General features: G+C 39.9%; 14 protein-coding genes and 1 pseudogene. 14 read left to right on the top strand and 1 reads right to left on the bottom strand.

Annotation, left to right across the window (positions count from 1 at the left end):
• The first annotated feature begins 573 nt into the window (after positions 1-573).
• The 6 genes and pseudogenes from DXB63_RS09230 to DXB63_RS09205 all read left to right on the top strand — a co-directional run bounded on the left by DXB63_RS09230 (position 574) and on the right by DXB63_RS09205 (position 9,437).
• Positions 574-4,899 (top strand): CusA/CzcA family heavy metal efflux RND transporter, encoded by a 4,326-nt coding sequence (locus DXB63_RS09230; RefSeq protein ID WP_122126113.1) that lies wholly within the window; start codon positions 574-576, stop codon positions 4,897-4,899.
• An 11-nt stretch (positions 4,900-4,910) separates the two neighbouring features.
• Positions 4,911-5,804 (top strand): efflux RND transporter periplasmic adaptor subunit, encoded by an 894-nt coding sequence (locus DXB63_RS09225; protein ID WP_122126112.1) that lies wholly within the window; start codon positions 4,911-4,913, stop codon positions 5,802-5,804.
• A 35-nt stretch (positions 5,805-5,839) separates the two neighbouring features.
• Positions 5,840-6,898, top strand: a complete 1,059-nt coding sequence (locus DXB63_RS09220; protein WP_122126129.1) for a sensor histidine kinase — start codon at positions 5,840-5,842, stop codon at positions 6,896-6,898.
• A 9-nt stretch (positions 6,899-6,907) separates the two neighbouring features.
• Entirely contained in the window at positions 6,908-7,672 is a 765-nt protein-coding gene (locus DXB63_RS09215; protein ID WP_122126111.1) for a LytTR family DNA-binding domain-containing protein, read from the top strand.
• Between the two features lie 266 nt (positions 7,673-7,938).
• Positions 7,939-8,615, top strand: a pseudogene (phoU, locus tag DXB63_RS09210) (phosphate signaling complex protein PhoU).
• A gap of 33 nt (positions 8,616-8,648) precedes the next feature.
• Complete coding sequence (locus DXB63_RS09205; protein ID WP_122126110.1) at positions 8,649-9,437, top strand: 4Fe-4S binding protein; 789 nt, start codon at positions 8,649-8,651, stop codon at positions 9,435-9,437.
• On the opposite strand, the gene DXB63_RS09200 is transcribed toward DXB63_RS09205, so the two are convergent.
• Positions 9,434-10,561 carry a glycosyltransferase gene (locus DXB63_RS09200; RefSeq protein WP_122126109.1) on the bottom strand — a complete coding sequence of 376 codons (1,128 nt, stop codon included), beginning with the start codon at positions 10,559-10,561 and terminating at the stop codon, positions 9,434-9,436. The two genes, DXB63_RS09205 and DXB63_RS09200, sit on opposite strands and share 4 nt — an antisense overlap.
• A gap of 149 nt (positions 10,562-10,710) precedes the next feature.
• Between DXB63_RS09200 and DXB63_RS09195 the strand changes: the two genes are divergently transcribed.
• The 8 genes from DXB63_RS09195 (at position 10,711) to DXB63_RS09160 (ending at position 20,735) form a co-directional block, all read left to right on the top strand.
• Entirely contained in the window at positions 10,711-13,278 is a 2,568-nt protein-coding gene (locus DXB63_RS09195; RefSeq protein WP_122126108.1) for a DUF5686 and carboxypeptidase-like regulatory domain-containing protein, read from the top strand.
• Positions 13,279-13,401: 123 nt separating this feature from the next.
• Positions 13,402-14,754, top strand: coding sequence for a Na(+)-translocating NADH-quinone reductase subunit A (locus tag DXB63_RS09190; RefSeq protein ID WP_122126107.1), 1,353 nt, complete (start codon positions 13,402-13,404; stop codon positions 14,752-14,754).
• A gap of 36 nt (positions 14,755-14,790) precedes the next feature.
• The gene (locus DXB63_RS09185) at positions 14,791-15,996 is read left to right on the top strand and encodes an NADH:ubiquinone reductase (Na(+)-transporting) subunit B (RefSeq protein ID WP_122126106.1); all 1,206 of its coding nucleotides are present in this window, start codon (positions 14,791-14,793) and stop codon (positions 15,994-15,996) included.
• A 12-nt stretch (positions 15,997-16,008) separates the two neighbouring features.
• On the top strand, positions 16,009-16,701 hold the full coding sequence (gene nqrC, locus DXB63_RS09180; protein ID WP_122126105.1) for an NADH:ubiquinone reductase (Na(+)-transporting) subunit C: 693 nt from the start codon (positions 16,009-16,011) through the stop codon (positions 16,699-16,701).
• Between the two features lie 14 nt (positions 16,702-16,715).
• Positions 16,716-17,348 carry an NADH:ubiquinone reductase (Na(+)-transporting) subunit D gene (locus DXB63_RS09175; protein WP_122126104.1) on the top strand — a complete coding sequence of 211 codons (633 nt, stop codon included), beginning with the start codon at positions 16,716-16,718 and terminating at the stop codon, positions 17,346-17,348.
• 22 nt (positions 17,349-17,370) lie between these two features.
• Positions 17,371-17,970 carry an NADH:ubiquinone reductase (Na(+)-transporting) subunit E gene (nqrE, locus tag DXB63_RS09170; RefSeq protein WP_122126103.1) on the top strand — a complete coding sequence of 200 codons (600 nt, stop codon included), beginning with the start codon at positions 17,371-17,373 and terminating at the stop codon, positions 17,968-17,970.
• Positions 17,971-17,988: 18 nt separating this feature from the next.
• On the top strand, positions 17,989-19,263 hold the full coding sequence (gene nqrF / locus DXB63_RS09165) for an NADH:ubiquinone reductase (Na(+)-transporting) subunit F (RefSeq protein ID WP_122126102.1): 1,275 nt from the start codon (positions 17,989-17,991) through the stop codon (positions 19,261-19,263).
• 110 nt (positions 19,264-19,373) lie between these two features.
• Complete coding sequence (locus DXB63_RS09160) at positions 19,374-20,735, top strand: threonine/serine exporter ThrE family protein (RefSeq protein ID WP_122126128.1); 1,362 nt, start codon at positions 19,374-19,376, stop codon at positions 20,733-20,735.
• The last annotated feature ends 79 nt before the right edge of the window (positions 20,736-20,814 follow it).

Below are 20,814 nucleotides of genomic sequence, written 5' to 3'. Positions count from 1 at the left end.
AGATTAACTAAGTTATATGCATAATAGGAAAAGCCCTCAGGTTTTTACGTTGGTCCCAGGTACCTAACGTCATCTTTGGCTGAATCTTTTTCCGGAGAAAGGTTCAGGATAAAGAACTGATAACCAACCATGAATTAGTAAACTGAAAGACTGAAGGTTATTTGAAAGTAATTCGTGTTTTATACTGTTTTTATCTGCGAACACCTTGATGTTATTACTTATGTCAGGGTGATTGAAAAAACATACGGTCGATTGAAAACAAAGGTACGGTCCTTTGCTCACAAACTCCTATCGTTTGTAGACAATCGACCGTATGCTGAATAGCAGGTATTACCTACCAACAAAGAGATGAACCAGAATAGATAAATACATGGTCTTATAAAAAGCCGATATCTGCATATCTCCAATAATTATTTGGTGAACCCTAGTCAGGATATTAAATTAGTCAAAGTTGATATTTCATCCGTCATTTTTACAGGTTCATTCTCCAATCTGTCCGTTTCACCGTTACCACCAGTGGACTTAAAATTCTATAAATTATCTTTGCCATATAATCAGTAAACTACGAAAAAGATGTTTAATGCAATTGTACGCTTCTCGGTCAGAAAAAAACTATTTGTCGGTCTGACTACTCTATTTCTTCTGATTGGCGGAATCTATGCCATGATAACTCTGCCTATCGATGCTGTGCCGGATATCACTAATAATCAGGTACAAATTGTAACCGTATCACCTACATTAGCACCGCAAGAGGTGGAACAGTTGATCACATTTCCTATCGAAATAGCGATGAGTAATATTATGGATGTAGAGGAGATACGTTCCGTAAGCCGTTTCGGGTTATCATTAGTAACAGTCGTATTCAAAGAAAGCGTCCCGACAATGCTTGCCAGACAACTCATCAATGAACAGATACAGACTGTGGCAGGTGAGATTCCAACCGAACTCGGCACACCGGAATTAATGCCGGTAACCACCGGGTTGGGTGAAATATACCAATATACGCTGGATGTAGCACCTGAGTATGAGAATAAATACGATGCAATGGAGTTGCGTACCATTCAGGATTGGATTGTAAAACGACAACTTTCCGGCATTCCCGGTATCGTGGAAATCAATAGTTTCGGGGGCAATTTGAAGCAATATGAAGTAGCAGTAGATCCGGATGCCCTTTATTCACTGAATATCACTATTAGTGATGTGTTCGAAGCGTTGAGCCGTAACAATCAGAATACAGGTGGCAGTTACATCGAAAAGGTGAATAAAGCTTATTATATTCGTTCAGAAGGAATGATAAACGAATTGAAAGATATTGAACGAATTGTAGTCGCAAATCGTAACGGTATTCCGATTCATGTGGATGATGTAGCTACGGTACGTTTTGGTAGTGCCAAACGCTTCGGAGCAATGACGATGGACGGCAAAGGTGAATGCGTGGGGGGCATTGCCATGATGCTGAAAGGTGCGAACGCCAATGGAGTGACTACGGAATTGGAGAAAAGAGTGGAAAAAGTACAGAAGATGCTTCCTGAGGGGATTACTATTGAACCTTATCTGAACCGCTCGGAATTAGTGAACCGTAATATATCCACTGTTATCCGTAACCTGATAGAGGGTGCTGTCATTGTCTTTCTGGTTTTGATTATCTTTCTCGGTAATATTCGGGCAGGTCTTATCGTCGCTTCCGTTATTCCGTTGGCAATGCTATTCGCCTTTATCTTGATGCGCCTGTTTGGGGTTTCTGCCAACCTAATGAGCCTCGGAGCCATTGACTTCGGTATTGTAGTGGACGGCTCTATCGTTATATTAGAAGGGATTTTGGCACATATTTACAGCAAGCAGTTTCGCGGATGTCATCTGACGCATGAAGAAATGGATACGGAAGTGGAAAAAGGAGCGGCAGGTGTCGTACGTTCTGCAACATTCGCCGTACTTATCATTTTGATTGTATTCTTTCCTATTCTGACTTTAACAGGTATTGAAGGCAAGTATTTTACTCCAATGGCAAAAACATTGGTGTTTTGTATTATTGGCGCATTAATCCTTTCACTGACCTATGTTCCGATGATGGCGTCACTTTTTCTGAAACGGGATATTCGGGAGAAGAAAGTTTTTGCTGACTATTTCTTCGAACGCTTAAATAAGATATACAAGGTATCGCTAGATTGGTGCCTGCATCATGTGAAGATTACCGTTTGCGCCGCTTTTCTTGCGTTGGCAGGCAGTTTGTTCCTCTTCACCCGTTTGGGAGCAGAGTTTATTCCTACATTGGACGAAGGAGATTTCGCCATGCAGATGACCTTGCCCGCAGGTAGTTCGCTGACCGAAAGTATAGAGCTATCTCGTCAGGCGGAAAAGACTTTAATGGATAAGTTTCCTGAAATCCGTCATGTTGTAGCCAAAATTGGTACTGCCGAAGTTCCTACCGACCCGATGGCAGTAGAAGATGCCGACGTAATGATCGTAATGAAGCCTTTTAAGGAATGGACAAGTGCGGATAGCCGTGCGGAGATGGTAGACAAGATGAAGCAAGCTCTTGAACCGTTGTCGAAATATGCTGAATTTAACTTTTCACAGCCGATACAGCTACGCTTCAATGAGTTGATGACGGGTGCGAAAGCTGATATTGCCATCAAACTCTACGGGGAAGATATGACGGAATTATATAGTAAAGCAAAAGAAGTAGCCCGATATGTGGAACAAGTACCAGGAGCTTCGGACGTGATTGTGGAGCAGGCTATGGGATTGCCACAGTTAGTGGTACAATATAACCGCAGCAAGATAGCCCGTTACGGCATCAATATCGAGGAGCTAAACACGATGGTACGTACGGCCTATGCCGGCGAAGCGGCAGGGGTTGTTTTTGAAAATGAACGTCGTTTCGATTTGGTGCTTCGTCTAGACTACGACAAAGTGAAGGACCTAAATCTCGACAAACTCTTTGTTCGTACCAACGAAGGAATCCAAATACCAATTAGCGAAGTAGCTACAATAGACCTTGTAGACGGTCCGTTACAAATCAATCGTGATGCTACCAAACGACGTATTGTTATTGGCGTAAACGTGCGTGATGCCGATATTCAACAAGTGGTGAACAACATTCAAGATACGCTGGAGAAGAACATTAAACTTAAACCCGGATACTATTTCTCTTACGGCGGACAGTTCGAGAACCTACAAAATGCTATCAACACGTTGCTTATCGTAATTCCGGTAGCATTGATGCTGATATTGCTGCTGCTGTTCTTTGCTTTCAAGTCCGTCACTTATACGCTTGTGGTATTTAGTACCGTACCTTTATCATTAATCGGAGGTATTCTTGCTCTTTGGTTGCGCGGATTACCGTTCAGCATTTCAGCTGGCGTAGGTTTTATCGCTCTCTTCGGTGTGGCAGTGCTTAACGGCATTCTGATGATTAACCATTTTAATGAGGTAAAAGCCCGTGGTTGTTATTCGCTAACCACCTCCCGCATCATCCGAGAAAGTTGTCCTCATCTGTTGCGTCCGGTATTTCTGACAGGGTTGGTTGCTTCTTTGGGATTTGTACCGATGGCAATTGCCACTTCTGCCGGGGCAGAGGTACAACGCCCGTTGGCAACGGTAGTAATCGGCGGATTGATTGTATCTACGATACTGACTTTATTGATTATTCCTGTATTTTATCATATTGTAAACTCGGTTGCTATGTTGCGTCATAGTAAACTAAAAAGATGGTTCGGTTTGGGTTTGTTCTCATTTGGATTAGTGTTGCTTCCCGCACCTGTAGAAGCGCAACAAACGGTCACTTTAGAGCAAGCCATGGAAATGGCATTGCAAAACAATCCACGCTTGAAGATGGCAGAAGCTGAGATACGTCGTACCCGAGCTACTCGCGGTGAAGTGATGGAACTGGTTCCAACAGAATTCAGTTATTCATGGGGTCAACTCAATGGCGAAGTACGAAAGGATAAGGAGATGGCATTGACCCAATCTTTCGGTTCACTGCTGACACCATTTTACAAGAATGCTTTAATAAATCGTCAGGTGGCCACAGGCACTTATTACCGCCAAATGGTGGAAAAAGAAATAAAGGCAGAAGTAAAACGTGCATGGGCCTACTACCTGTATGCATGGAATCTTCGGGAGATGTATAAGGAACAGAGCGAATGGGCAGACCGTGTACAACGTGCCGGGGAACTTCGGTATCAACAAGGCGAGATCACCTTGTTGGAAAAGAGTATGACTGCGACCATTGCTTCCGATATGCGCAACAAACTTTTCCAAGCGGAGGAAGAGCAAAAACTTGCTGGCAACCGCTTGCAATGGACATGTTACACAGATGAAGCTATTTTACCTGATGAAACTGCCATTGCGGTTTATCCCGTTGACTTGACGGAAGGAGCGCTTTCTGAAGCGCACCTCAACTACTTCCACAGTCAAGTGCAGGAACGCCAAGCATTGCTTAATATCGAAAGGAGTCGTTTCTTTCCGGAATTCTCTTTCGGATATGTACGTCAGGATATTGCTCCTTTGCGAGGATTAAATTCATGGATGGCAGGTATATCGTTTCCCATATGGTTTTTACCACAACGTAGTAAGATTCGTCAGGCAAAGCTGGATCGTTATCTCATACAAACACAGGTCGATGCCAATGTTCGTGAGTTGAACAATCGCGTCACTGAACTTCGTGCTACATTGCACCGCTACGGTGAGAGTATCTGCTTCTACACCACCTCTGCACTAATAGAGGCCGACAATCTGCTCAAGACTGCCGACCTTCAGTTCCGGCAGAGTGAAACGGATATTACGGAATATGTACAAAGCATGAATGTCGCCCGAGAAATTAAAAAAGGATATATCGAAACGGTTTACCAATACAATATAGCCGCTTTGGAATATGAATTATACAGTATCAAATAAAAAACAAAGATATGAGACAAATCGTATTACCTCTTGCACTGTTGCTAATGACAGCTTGCAACTCTTCGAAAGAACAACCTAAACCAATGGAACAGGCGACGGATACCACTACTACTATGGCAGAGAAAGTAGACACTATGCAAGTGGATGCCATTACCTCAGCTACAGCGATTGCCAATCCGGCATCATTTAACGGTACGTTGGTAATTCCGCCCCGTAACTTTGCTACGGTTTCCCTCAGTATGGACGGCATCGTCAAGAACCTTTCTTTATTGCCGGGAACTTATATCCCGAAAGGAGCGGTACTTGCCACGTTGGAGAATCCGCAATTCATCGAACTGCAACAAAACTATCTGGATAGCCATGCACAATTGGAATACTTGGAAGCCGAGTATAACCGCCAGACTGCCTTGAGCCGTGAGGAAGCCGCTTCACAGAAAAAGTATCAACAAAGCAAAGCGGATTATCTTTCCATGAAAAGCCGTATGCAAGCCAATGCTGCCCAATTACGTCTGCTTGGCATTGAACCGGAAACATTGTTAAAGAGTGGCATTCGTTTTTATCTGGAAGTAACAGCTCCCATCGGCGGTTACATAAGCAATGTACAAGCAAATTTGGGTAAACATTTGTCTGCCGGAGAACCTCTATGTGATATCATTGACAAGAGCGAAACGATGGTAAGGCTGATCGCCTACGAAAAAGATCTTAATGGTATGAAGGTAGGTAGTAGAGTACAGTTTAGGGTCAATGGTTTGGGGAAACAGACTTTCCATGCCACGCTTATTTCCATTGGACAGCAAGTGGACGATACTAACCGTTCCATCGAATTGTATGCCAAAGTATTAGACGGCAGCCCTATTTTCCGTCCCGGAATGTATGTATCGGCACGAATGGAGAAAGAATAAATAATAATAGTTATCTTTGCTGCTGAATTAATATGATGCCTTTACGAATGATAACTGCCAATAAGAAATATCTGCAACTAACAGTAATTGTTTCCCTTGTTGTGGGATTTCTGATACATTTTCCGGAACTAGTCTCATTGACCGACACTTTCGAGCAACAGACTTTATTCCCCGGTATGACTCCGGCAGATGTGTTATTTGAAGTAGGTTATACTTTTTTGTCTCTTTTGGTCCTTTTTGCCGTAAATACCTATTTATTTGGTTTCAACGATCCCAAGATATGTATGACATGGTGGAAAGTGATGTTGTCATTTATTCTCACTTGGATATTAAGCAAACTGTTAGGCGAATTCTTTGTCTACTTGCACCAGAATTTCAGTATTCCTGCCATTGATGCGATGGTACACCACTATCTTCACCCGGTACGCAATTTTATTATCAGCGTCATCGTGACGGGTACTTGCTACATCAGCTACTTGATACGCGAACGTCAGACGGTACTCTTGGAGAACGAGAAACTCGTAGCCGAGAATCTCCAGAATCAATATCAGGCATTGAAGAATCAATTGAATCCTCATATGCTTTTCAACTCCCTCAACACCTTGCAATCTCTTGTTCGGGAGAATCCCAAACGGGCACAGGAATACATTCGTGAACTGTCTTATGTTTTACGTTATACGCTTCAAGAGAATGACACACATACCGTCAGTTTACAAGAAGAGATGGAGTTTACCGACTCCTACATTTTCCTGATGAAGATGCGTTATGAAGATAACCTGCATTTCACTCTTGAAGTGGGTGAACATTTGATGGATTATCGTCTCCCTCCCTTTTCCGTCCAACTGTTAGTAGAGAATGCTATCAAGCATAATGAAATTAGCAATCGCAATCCGTTGACCATCCGTATCTGTACGGCTGGTGAAGAATCACTTTGCATAGAGAACAATCTGCAACCTCGTCGCACATCCGCTTCAGGAACCGGAGTCGGTCTGGACAACCTCTCGAAACGCTATAGGCTGATCTTCTGTCGGGATATACAAATAACCGAAGTAAACGGTATATTCAGTGTTTGCATTCCGTTAATAAAACCCTAAATTACCGATATGAAATCCCTAATTATAGAAGATGAAAAAGCAGCAGTGCGTAATCTTACCGCTATATTAACTGATGTAGCTCCGGAAATTGAAATTATCGGTGCGCCGGACAGTGTTGCCGATGCTATCGAGTGGTTTGCCTCCAACCCGATGCCTGAGCTTGTATTTATGGATATTCATTTGGCAGATGGGTCAGCTTTCGAGATATTTGAACATATCCAGATAAAATGTCCTGTTATATTCACTACGGCATACGATGAATATGCCTTGCGAGCTTTCAAAGTAAACAGTATCGACTATCTGCTGAAACCAATCAATGAACAAGACGTTCGTGCAGCTTTGACAAAATTAAAGAATCTGTATGCCGTTCCTTCTTCAACATTGGATTTGCAGCAGCTTCTTTATCAACTGAAACACGAAGAGAGCTACAAAACCTACTTCCTTGTCCCCACTAAAGGGGACAAACTAATCCCTCTCTCCATAAAGGAAATCGCTTATTTCTATATCACGGAAGGAAGTGTAAAGGTCGTGACTAACGAATCTCGCGAATATATTCTTCCGCGAACGCTCGACGAGCTGACTGATAGCCTCAATCCGACCATTTTCTTTCGTGCCAATCGGCAATTCTTAATCTCTAGAGATGCTATAAAAGACATTGATTTATGGTTCAATAACCGTCTTGCCATTAATCTATATATATCTACACCGGAAAAAATCGTCATAAGCAAAGCACGTGCCGGAGAATTTAAGGATTGGTTTGCCGGAGGAAGGTAAGTTTACAAATCATCCTTATCTTGAGTTGTGTTTCATTGCTGGCGGTACATTACCGCAAAACAAAAGGCAAATTCTCTTTTACATTGTGAAAAGGTTAATTATCCACTTTTATTCGTGCGATGACTCTTTTAGCTTTTGAAAACGATCTATTTGTATTGATATAATAAATCTAAAAACGTTGGTTTGTGTCTGTTTTGTAGTAATAATGAAATGGAATTGCAATATCAATTGCCTAAATTCGTAAAATTTTAAAAGAGTGTAGCAAGATGATAAACCTCATAGATTCTGAATTAATTTCTTTGAAACAAGATATCGAAGAAATGTGGATGTTAGTATATAATCATTGGATAGGGCAGGAGAAGCCATATTGACCCTTGACCGGAGTCTGGCACAGCAAGTAATTGCTTGTGAACGAAGGGTAAATGCTTTTGAACTTAAAATAGACAGTATGGTAGAAGATGTGATTTCTCTTTATACTCCCGTAGGAGTTGATCTTCGTTTTGTATTGGCTATGCTTAAGATAAATAGTGATTTGGAACGTATAGGGGATTTTGCGGAAAAGATGGCGCGTTTTGTAGAACACTTTCCGGAACCGGCTTTGGACGGTGATTTAGTAGTACAACTTCGTTTGGATGAAATGATTTCTGAAATTCTGAAAATGTTGCGGCTTACCAAGGAGGCGTTAAATGGTGAAAATATAGAATTGGCTACTCAGGCATATTCAAAAGATGATCTTTTAGATGAGATAAATGCGGAAGCTCCTCATGTATTGGCTGATTATATTCTGAATAATCCGGAGCAAACTTTTACGTGTCTTAATCTTTTGAGCATTATCCGCAAGTTGGAACGTGCGGGAGATCATGTTACGAACATTGCGGAGGAAATAGTTTTCTTTGTAGATGCAAAAGTTTTGAAGCATACGAAATATATTCCGGTTCCTTAATATTTCTCGTTGATTTCCTATATCTTTGCAGATATGGAATACACAACAACACATATTGTTTATTTTTCTCCAACGCATACCTCACAAAAGGTGGCACGTGCCATTGGTGAGGGGCTTGGCATGGGAAGAAGAATAGAGACAGATCTCACTTTAGACAGAAGTGCGGAACCGATTTTTATAAAGGATTCGTTAACGGTTATTGCAGTTCCGGTTTATGCCGGAAGAGTAGCTCCCGTTGCGTTAGAAAGAATCGAACGTTTAAAAGGAGAGAATAGCCCGGTTATCCTGGTTGCTCTTTATGGGAATCGTGATTATGAGGATGCTTTGGTGGAATTGAGAGATACGGTGATAGCGAGGAGATTTGTTCCTTTGTCAGCCGGTGCTTTCGTTGGTGAGCATAGTTATAGCAGAGAGAATATGCCCATTGCTGAAGGACGTCCGGATACAAAGGATATAGATGAGGCTGTGATGTTCGGACGGAAATCATTGGAAAAATTATCAAAAGTATCTGCTCTGACAGAAATCTATCCTTTCTATATAAAAGGTAATGTACCTTATCGGGCAGTAGGACCATCTGCTCCTGCAGCTCCGGTGGTGCTGGAAGAATCTTGTGCAGTATGCGGTGAATGTATCGGGCTTTGTCCTACTAATGCTATATATATAAATGTAGAAGGAAAGATAGATACGGATAAGATGAAATGCATAAAATGCTGTGCCTGCGTAAAAGAGTGTCCTACACAGGCGCGGATTTTTGATACTCCTTATACTGCTATGCTTCATGAGAAGTGTTCTGCCCGAAGAGAAGTGGAATTGTTTTTTTAGTCTAGGATACGACTTATGATTTTAATGTTTTTAGTATTGGAGTAAAGAACTTGCAATGCTTCTTCTCTTCTTAATTTGTCAGTCGATGTGTAAGGTTGAGGCATTGTTTCTTCAATGAGCCGGATGATGCCGGATGGGGTGTCTGCAATTTTGCATAGTTGTTCCAGACCGGTACCCGAAACCATTGGAGAATTAACAATACAGTATGCGCCTTTATATAGTGCATTTAGCAGTTTCAGTTTGACTCCTGTGTTTTGAAAAGTTATCAAAAGGTTGATTTTTGCATTTAAAATTAGTTCATTAAGAGTTTCGTCGGTAGGGTTTCCAATAATTTGTACTTGATTCAGGTCTTGTGCCTGTTTGGTAATTATTGGGCTGGGGTTGGCTCCGGCAATAATGATATTTGTATCCGGTAGATGAGGAGCGATTTCAGTCAATATATAATTAGCGGCTTTGATATTCTCCTCAACAGAAAGATTCCCTTGGTACAAGATATAGTTTTTATTACCGGGTAGATCCTTTTGAATTTGTTGCTCAAAGAAGCAGGGCAGTAATGATGTCGGTACATGAGGATATTTCTTCTCAAAATATTTTTGTTCATTAGTGCTGATGGCCAATATATGATTCGCATAAGTCAGCACCTTCTCAAATCGCTTCAATCTGAACGCCTCTATATAGAAAAATAATTTTCTCCGAAAACTTTGGGAGGATAGTTGTAATTGCTTGTAGTATTCATGTTCTACATTGTGGGTACGTACCAGTTTAATCCTATTCCTTAAAGAGCTGTCATTTAAAAAGTAACAAGTATGAAGTCCTTCAAATAGGATAGGGGCGTCGTCTTTCTGTAAATTACGAAGTAAAGTCTTATCTTTTCTGCTGTTCACGATATAAGGTGTCAAAGAGAATTGAGATAAGATATTAGTTTTTCTAATATAATAATGTACTTCATTTACGATAGATAATAGCTCATTTTCATATCTGTCATGCCGATATTGATAGGTATGTAAGATGATATAATAACCTTCTTCCTTTAAACTCTGAAGTTTATAATATACATCGATTGCTCCTCCATAATTGGGTGGATAAGGTACTTGAAAACTAATAACGTGTATCTTTTTACTCATATCAAAAACGTTAGAAAAGACCGTTTCGTTTACAAAGTTATACATTATATTTCATTTTACTTAAATATTCATCACATTTCTTAGTCTTAAAAAGACGGTGTGTTGTTTGAAATATAGTTAACTTTGCAACCAATTTAGCGTAAATATCAATGAAGACTAAATATATAGGATATATATTACTTATTATAGGGCTTTTTTTCTCGAATTCTATAATAGCTCAAATAAGAGGGATTGTAACAGATTCTCTTACGAATGAGCCTATACCTTATATTTCGGTTTATTACGAAGGAAAAGGTGTTGGTAGTATAACGGATTTGGATGGTAAGTTTAAAGTGGAAACCCGTAAAGGATGGAATAGCTTGACGTTTTCTGCCGTAGGCTATGCGACGAAAGTCGTTCCGATTGTTCCGGGAGTTACCAAGCAATTAAATGTTAAATTGGCTTCGAGCGATATACAGTTGGAAGAAGTGGTGATTAAACCAAAGAAAGAGAAGTATTCTCGTAAGAATAATCCGGCTGTGGAGTTGATGAGGAAAGTAATTGAAATGAAATCTGCACAGAAGCTGGAAGAACATGATTTCTATCAATTCAGGAAGTATCAGAAGATAACGATGTCACTAAATGATGTTACTCCTGAAATGCTGGAAAAAGGAGTATATAAGAAAATGCCGTTTTTGAAGGATCGCATAGAGGTATGTGAAGAAACGAATAAGCTGATACTCCCGGTTTCGGTACAGGAAACTGCTTCTCAAAAGGTATACCGGAAAGATCCTAAGGCCGAAAAAATAATTATAAATGGAATGACTTCCAGTGGAATAGGTGAACTGTTCTCTACCGGAGATGCACTTAATACTGTTTTAAAAGATGTTTTTACCGATATAAATATTTATGATAATGATATACGTTTGTTGCAAAGCCGTTTTGTAAGTCCTATTTCCTCTTCATCCGCTATCTCTTTTTATAAATATTATATAATGGATACTGTATATGTAGACCGTTATAAATGTATTCATCTGACGTTTGTTCCTCAAAATTCACAGGACTTTGGTTTCACAGGGCATTTATATGTTTTGGATGATTCTACTTATGCAGTAAAGAAATGTGTAATGAATCTGCCGAAGAAAACAGGTGTGAACTTTGTAGACAACTTGGATATTATTCAGGAATATGAGCAATTGTCTTCTGGAGAATGGGCTTTGAAGGATGATGATATGATTGCTGAGCTTTATCTTGTAAAGGCATTGCAGGGGGTGCAAGTCAGACGTACTACCAAATATACGGATTATGCGTTTGATCCTTTGCCGGCACAGTTGTTCAGAAAGAAAGGAGAGGAAATAAAGGAAGCGGATGCCATGATGAAAGGAGAGGAATTTTGGGCGGAAGCCAGACAGGTTCCGCTGACTCAAACGGAAAGTACAATGGATATATTTGTTAAACGTTTGGAAGAGATTCCCGGATTCAAATATGTCATATTTGTTGCGAAAGCATTCATTGAGAATTTTGTCGAAACGGGTTCTAAAGAGCATCCCAGTAAGGTGGACATCGGCCCTATCAATACAATGATTTCTAATAATTATATTGATGGACTCCGTCTCCGTGTCAGTGCGCAAACCACTGCCAATTTGAATCCTCATTTGTTTTTGAAGGGGTATTATGCGTATGGATTTAAAGATGATCGTTCCAAATATAAGGGGGAGGTGGAATATTCTTTTAATAAGAAAGAATATTTGCCAAGGGAATATCCTAAACATTCTATTGCCGCTTCATATCAATTTGATGTGATGTCTCCGATGGATAAATTTTTGAAAACGGATAAGGATAATGTGTTTGTTTCATGGAAGACTACCACTGTGGACCAGATGTCTTATGTTCGTAATATAATATTAAAATATGAATGGGAATCGAATTTTGGATTATCGACGAATGTTCAATTCCGAAACAGTAAAGATGAACCGACAGGACAGTTGGTCTATATTAAAAACGATGGTTTAGAAACCAAACTACATGATATAACTACTATGGAAGCCTCTGTCGGATTAAGATATGCTCCCGGGGAGACTTTTGTCAATACAAAGCAACGACGAATTCCGGTTTCTTTGGATGCACCGGTCTTTACGCTTTCACATACGGTAGGCTTTAAAGGCTTGGGTGGTGAATATAATTTCAATTTATCGGAGGTTGGTATTTCTAAGCGTTTCTGGTTGTCTTCATGGGGCAAAGTGGATGTGGCTTTGAAAGGAGGAATACAGTGGAACAAAGTGCCATTCCCATTATTAATAATGCCGGCTGCGAATTTATCCTATATCACTCAGAGGGAAACGTTCAACTTGATTAATAATATGGAGTTTTTGAATGACCGTTTTGCTTCTGTAGACATAGGATATGATATGAACGGGAAGTTATTCAATCGTATTCCTTTGATGAAAAAACTGAAATGGAGGGAATTCTTTGGTTTTAAAATGCTTTATGGACAACTGACAGATAAGAATAATCCGTTTAAGCATCCGGGAGACGGAGAATTATTTTTATTCCCGACCCGTCATGGTGAACCTACAAGTTTTGTCATGAACCCCAAAGTTCCTTATATGGAGGTGAGCGTGGGAATCCATAATATCTTCAAAATACTTCATATAGAGTATGTTCGCCGTCTGAACTATTTGAATAATCCGGGTATCAATAAGCAGGGTGTACGCTTAATGTTAATGATGACTTTCTAGGTCGTTTGCGTGCACGAGATTGATTAAAGATTTTTTTCTTCAATTCTCTGCTAAACCTTGTCTTTTCACATTATTTTTATGTACTTTTGCGGGAAATTATAGAAACCATTATTTATAATTAATATGGCAAATGTGATAAAAATACGCAAGGGCTTAGACATAAACCTGAAAGGTCAGGCTGCTGAGGAGTACTTTGACGTGAAGCAACCGGAGATTTACGCATTAGTTCCGGATGATTTTCACGGAGTTACTCCAAAGGTAGTGGTGAAAGAGCAGGAGTATGTTATGGCCGGGGGAGCGTTGTTTATTGACAAAAATCACCCCGAAGTTAAATTCGTTTCTCCTGTCAGCGGTGTTGTTACCAGTGTAGAACGTGGTGAACGCCGTAAAGTGCTGGCTATACATGTGGCAGCTGCGGAAGAACAGGATATTGAGCAATTTGGCGTAAAGAAGGTGTCCGAACTTTCTGCAGAGCAAGTAAGAGAAGCCTTGTTAGAGGCCGGTTTGTTTGCTTTTATCAGGCAACGTCCTTATGATATTGTTGCAGAACCGGATTCGAATCCGAAAGCGATTTTTGTATCTGCTTTTGATTCTAAGCCTTTGGCTCCTAATTTCGAGTTTGTTTTGAAAGGTCAGGAAAATGATTTTCAAACCGGATTGGATGCCCTTGCTAAAATGGCTAAGACTTATCTTGGTATCAGTCCGAAGCAAACTTCACCTGCTTTGACTCAAGCTAAAAATGTAACGGTTAATGTGTTTGACGGACCTAATCCTTCTGGAAATGTCAGTGTGCAGATTCATCATATTGATCCGATTAACAAAGGAGAAGTTGTTTGGACAATAGGACCGGAAGAAGTTATTTTTATTGGCCGTTTGTTCAATAAAGGTATAGTAGATCTGACTCGTACGATTGCATTAGTTGGTTCTGAAGTTATCAAACCTGCCTATTGCAAAATGAAAGTTGGTGCTTTACTGACTAATTTATTAGAGGGTAGAGTAAAAAAAGATAGACCATTGCGTTATATCAGTGGGAATGTGCTTACCGGTAATCAAGTGAAACCTAATGGCTATCTAGGAGCTTTTGCAACGGAAGTTACGGTTATTCCTGAAGGTTCTGATGTACATGAAATGTTAGGTTGGATTATGCCTCGTTTTGATCAGTTTAGCGTTAATCGCTCTTATTTTAGCTGGTTACTTGGTAAAAATCGTCAATATGATTTGGATGCCCGTATTAAAGGTGGTGAACGTCACATGATTATGTCCAATGAATATGATAAAGTATTTCCGATGGATATTCTTCCCGAATATTTAGTGAAAGCTATCATTGCCGGTGATATTGACCGCATGGAAGCTCTCGGCATTTACGAAGTAGCTCCGGAAGATTTTGCTTTGTGTGAATTTGTTGATTCGTCCAAGCTCGAACTTCAGCGTATTGTCCGTTCTGGGCTTGATACACTACGTGCTGAAATGTGCTAAATAAATAGATAAATAAAAATCGATAATTAATAATTAATGAAAGCGTTAAGAAATTATCTCGACAAGATAAAGCCAAACTTTGAAGAGGGCGGCAAGTTCCACGCATTCCAATCGGTGTTTGACGGATTTGAGACATTTCTCTTTGTTCCGAATAAGACATCGAATTCGGGAACTCATATTCACGATTCAATTGATAGCAAGCGAATCATGTCGATAGTTGTTATTGCGTTAATGCCGGCTTTGTTATTCGGTATGTATAACGTAGGTTATCAGCACTTTCTGGCAATTGGTGAGAATGCCGGTTTCTGGGAAATGTTTTTCTATGGTTTTCTTGCCGTATTACCTAAGATTGTTGTTTCTTATGTAGTAGGTCTTGGAATTGAGTTTATTGTAGCACAATGGAAAAAGGAAGAAATTCAAGAAGGATTCTTGGTTTCGGGTATGTTGATACCGATGATTGTTCCGGTAGATTGCCCGCTTTGGATATTGGCTGTTGCAACTGCATTTGCTGTGATATTTGCTAAAGAAGTATTTGGCGGTACCGGTATGAATGTATTTAATGTCGCTCTTGTCACCCGTGCATTCCTTTTCTTTGCATACCCTTCTAAAATGTCTGGTGATGCGGTTTGGATTGGTAAAGACAGTGTATTTGGTTTTGGCGGTGGACAGGTTGTTGATACGTTTACGGGTGCTACTCCTCTTGGACAAGCGGCTGTTTCTGCAACTTCCGACCCGACCATCGTTAATGCAATAGGTAATCCAACATCTTTCTGGGATATGGTGGTAGGGCTGATTCCGGGTTCAATTGGTGAAACAAGTGTTATTGCTATTCTTTTGGGAGCAATTCTGTTATTATGGACAGGTGTTGCAAGCTGGAAGACTATGATTTCTGTATTTGTTGGTGGAGCATTAATGGGACTAATCTTTAATAACTTTGGTCCTGACACAGCGATGGCTCATATGCCTTGGTACGAACATCTTGTATTAGGAGGCTTCTGTTTTGGTGCTGTGTTTATGGCAACAGATCCGGTAACTTCCGCACGTACGGAAAAGGGTAAATTTATTTTTGGATTCTTAATTGGTGCGATGGCTATCATTATCCGTGTTTTGAATCCAGGTTATCCGGAAGGTATGATGCTTGCTATTTTATTAATGAATATTTTCGCACCGTTGATCGATTATTGTATTGTCCAAAGCAATATCAGTCGTCGTGAAAAACGTGCTGTTAAGTCAAACAACTAAAACCGGAAGACAATGAATACAAATAGTAATTCTTATACTATCATTTATGCTTCGGTAATGGTTGTTATCGTAGCATTCTTGTTGGCTTTTGTTTCTTCTTCTTTGAAAGATACACAGAATAAGAACGTAGAGCTTGATAAGATGAAACAGATATTGAGTGCATTGAACGTTTCTACTCAGGGACAAAATGCAGAAGCATTGTATAAACAATATGTAAAGCAGGATCTTATCATTAACGCTAACGGCGAAACGGTCAAAGAAGAGGGTGGATTCAAAGTTGATGTTGTGAAGGAAATGGCTAAACCTCTTGCTGAACGTGAACTTCCTGTTTATGTATGTGAAGTGGATGGTGCTACAAAATATGTACTTCCTTTACGTGGTACGGGACTTTGGGGACCAATTTGGGGATATGTCGGTTTAGACGATGATAAAGATACGGTTTGCGGTACTTACTTTTCTCATCAGGGTGAAACTCCAGGATTGGGTGCTGAGATTGCTACTGAACATTTCCAAAAACCTTTCGTGGGTAAGCATATCATGAGAGATGGAAAGTTGGTATCTATTGCAGTAGTCAAACCAGGTAAAACGGCAGAAGGGCAGGATTATGTAGATGGTATCTCCGGTGGTACGATTACTTCTACTGCTGTAGACCATATGTTGAAGAACTGTCTGGAACAGTATGATAAATTTTTAATTAATAAATAAGGAGGGAAATAGAAATGAGTCAATTGTTTTCTAAGAAGAATAAAGAAGTATTCTCAAACCCACTTAATCTAGATAATCCGGTAACCGTACAGGTTCTTGGTATTTGTTCGGCTCTTGCCGTAACTGCAAAATTGGAGCCGGCAATTGTAATGGGATTATCTGTTACGGTCATTGTTGCTTTTGCCAATGTTATCATATCATTGCTTCGTAATACAATTCCGAATCGTATTCGTATTATCGTACAGTTGGTTGTTGTAGCAGCTTTGGTAACCATTGTAAGTGAAGTGTTGAAAGCGTTTGCATATGATGTTAGCGTTCAGCTTTCGGTATATGTAGGCTTAATCATAACCAACTGTATCCTCATGGGACGTTTGGAAGCATTTGCTATGGCAAACGGTCCTTGGGAGTCATTCTTAGATGGTATTGGTAATGGATTAGGTTATGCTATTATTTTAGTAATTGTTGCATTCTTCCGTGAACTATTAGGTTCAGGTGCACTGCTTGGCTTCCAGGTTATTCCACAGTCATTTTATGAAATGGGATATTTGAATAACGGTTTGATGTTGATGCCTCCGATGGCATTAATTATCGTAGCATGTATTATCTGGGTACAACGTGCTCGTAATAAATCGATGCAAGAACAATAATAACCCCTTAATTTAAAAAGAAATGAGTGAATATTTAAGTTTATTTGTAAAGTCGATATTTGTCGACAATATGATATTTGCATTCTTCTTGGGGATGTGTTCTTACCTAGCGGTCTCTAAGAATGTAAAAACAGCACTAGGACTTGGTATTGCAGTAACTTTTGTATTGATTGTAACTTTGCCGGTCAACTATTTGCTGGAGAATTATGTATTGAAAGCCGATGCTTTGATTGAAGGAGTCGATTTGAGCTTTCTTAGTTTTATTCTTTTTATTGCTGTAATTGCCGGTATTGTTCAGTTGGTGGAAATGGTCGTTGAACGTTTCAGTCCTTCTTTATATGCATCATTGGGTATTTTCCTTCCGCTGATTGCCGTTAACTGTGCTATCATGGGTGCTTCTTTGTTCATGCAGCAAAGACAATTCGTGAATATCGGTATGGCTACAACTTATGCGTTGGGTTCCGGTATCGGTTGGTTGTTAGCTATCGTTGGTTTGGCTGCTATCCGTGAAAAGATGGCATACTCTGATGTTCCGGCTCCATTGAAGGGATTAGGCATCACGTTTATTACGGTAGGTTTGATGGCTATGGCATTTATGTGTTTCTCTGGTTTGAAAATTTAAAAGGAAAGGAATAAAACAATGGATATGAATTTAATATTAGCAAGCATTGGAGTATTCCTTGTGGTGATTCTTTTGCTTGTCGTTATTCTGCTTGTAGCAAAGAATTATCTATCTCCTTCAGGCAAAGTAAAATTAACGATCAATGGTGATAATGTATTGGATGTCGATTCAGGCTCTACCTTATTGAATACGTTGTCTGTTAATGGTATTTTTCTTTCTTCCGCTTGTGGTGGAAAAGGTTCTTGCGGACAGTGTAAATGTCAGGTTCTTGACGGTGGTGGTGAAATACTTCCTTCTGAGGTCGGTCATTTCAGTCGTAAGCAACAAAAAGATCATTGGCGTTTGGGATGTCAGGTGAAAGTAAAGAATGATATGTCTATTAAGGTAGACGAATCTGTAATGGGAGTTAAAGAATGGGAATGCGAAGTTATCAGCAATAAGAATGTGGCTACTTTTATCAAGGAATTTATCGTGGCATTGCCTCCGGGTGAGCACATGGATTTCTTGCCGGGTTCTTATGCGCAGATTAAGATTCCTAAATATTCGATGGATTATGATAAGGATATTGATAAGGCACTTATTGGAGACGAATATCTACCGGCATGGAAAAACTTCGGTTTGTTTGGTTTGAAGTGTACGAATAATGAAGAAACGATCCGTGCTTATTCAATGGCTAACTATCCGGCTGAAGGTGATCGTATCATGTTGACAGTACGTATTGCTACACCTCCTTTTAAACCGAAAGATCAGGGACCTGGTTTCCAGAATGTGATGCCGGGTATAGCTTCTTCTTATATTTTCACTTTGAAACCGGGTGATAAAGTAATGATGAGCGGCCCTTACGGAGATTTCCATCCTATCTTCGACTCTAAGAGAGAGATGATGTGGGTAGGTGGTGGCGCCGGTATGGCTCCATTGCGTGCACAGATTATGCACATGACTAAAACACTGCACACAACAGACCGTAAGATGTCTTATTTCTATGGTGCACGTGCTTTGAATGAGGTATTTTATTTAGAGGACTTCTTACAATTAGAGAAAGACTTCCCTAACTTCTCATTCCATTTGGCACTTGACCGTCCTGATCCTGTAGCTGATGCAGCAGGAGTGAAGTATACGGCAGGGTTCGTTCATCAGGTGATTTATAATACTTATTTAAAAGATCACGAAGCTCCTGAAGATATTGAATATTACATGTGTGGACCGGGTCCGATGAGTAAAGCTGTAGAGAATATGCTTTATGATTTGGGTGTGCCACGTAATATGTTAATGTTTGATGATTTCGGTGGATAAAAGAATAAGATAAAGTAAGAAAGAAAAGACGGCAAGTGGTTGTAGCTTGCCGTCTTTTTTTGTACTTTTGCACCTTTTTTCAAGGTAATATAATGTTAACAAATATGACGATGAAGGATAACCGGAAAATTAACGAACAATTATCAGAACAAGAAGTACTATTACTTAGGCGTAAGCTGGATTTATTGTTGCGTACCGGTAAACTGTTGGTGGAAAGTGCGGCAGACACTAACCGTATAGTACGCAATATGTACCGTGTTGCTGCTTATCTGGGACTTCCCGAGGATAAATTACATATTGATGTCAGTTATACAATGCTTGTTGTGAATGTAAGTGACGGTGCACATTCTTATTCCAAATTTCAAAAGTGTGAGAAACATGGTATCAATATGACAGCTCTTAGTGAAATAAGTAAATTATCCTGGAGAGCTATTGAACGTGATTATTCCCTTGATCAATATGAAGAGGAACTGAATAAAATCAGCACGAAAAAGCGTAATTATACTCCTTATTTGGTAGCTGTAGGTGCGGGGTTTGCATGTGGTGGATTCTGTAAACTGTTTGGGTGTGATTGGATTGCATTTCTGTTTGCTTCCATCAGTGCTTTTTGTGGCTTTCGCGTACGTGCCCGGTGTATTGAATTTGGCATAAATGTATATATGAGTATTGCTATTGCAGCTTTTGTTTCAACTTGTTTAGCATATTTGTCTTCATTTACAGGTTTGTCATCTACGCCTTATCATCCGTTGCTAGCCTGTGCTTTGTTTATTGTACCGGGAGTACCGTTGATTAATTTTGTGGATGATATGATAGATAATTATTTGCTTGTAGGTATTACCCGTGCGGCGAATACGGTGATGATGGTAGGAGCGATGGCATTTGGTATTGTGCTCGCTATGCGTTTATTGGTTATGGAAGATTTTAATATAGATAAGAAATTCAGTGAATTGAGTATGGTTCCTCATGATTCTTATTTAATATATGCCATTGCTGCTGCTATTTCAGCGGTTGGCTTTTCGATGATATTCAATATTCAGCGTCGTTTGCTTTGGGTGGTAGCGTTAGGTGGAGTCATCGCTGTCTGTACACGGAATTTTGTAAATTTCGAATTAGGGTTTGGTCCGGTTATCGGTTCGTTTATGGGAGGTTTTATAGTTAGTCTGATAGCGATAAAAGCAGTCCACTGGTTTCACGTTCCTAATCACGTATTGACCATTCCTTCTGTTATTCCTATGATACCGGGCGTACTGATGTATCGTTCTCTTTTTACATTTATCAATATGACAGGCGTGATAGGAGAGGTTACTCTAGCAATGTCTAATGGGATTAACGCTTCATTGATTATTCTTTGTATTTCTTTGGGAGTAGCTGTTCCTAATATATTTGCTCGTCGCTATATAGCCAATGATCGCCAACGTTTTTTGAAAGAGGAGTTAGAGAAAAGAAAGGCTCGTGGCAAGTCTATACAATGAGTAATATTTGCAGGATAAATTAGTTATCAATATTTGTAAGATTCGTATTGAATATAAAAATTCCCTGAAAGAAATGAAT

This window comes from Bacteroides sp. OM05-12 (assembly GCF_003438995.1).
In the GTDB taxonomy this organism is placed as follows: domain Bacteria; phylum Bacteroidota; class Bacteroidia; order Bacteroidales; family Bacteroidaceae; genus Bacteroides.
The sequence above is the reverse complement of the archived record's forward strand: the minus strand, read 5'-3'. Positions and strand labels throughout refer to the sequence as shown.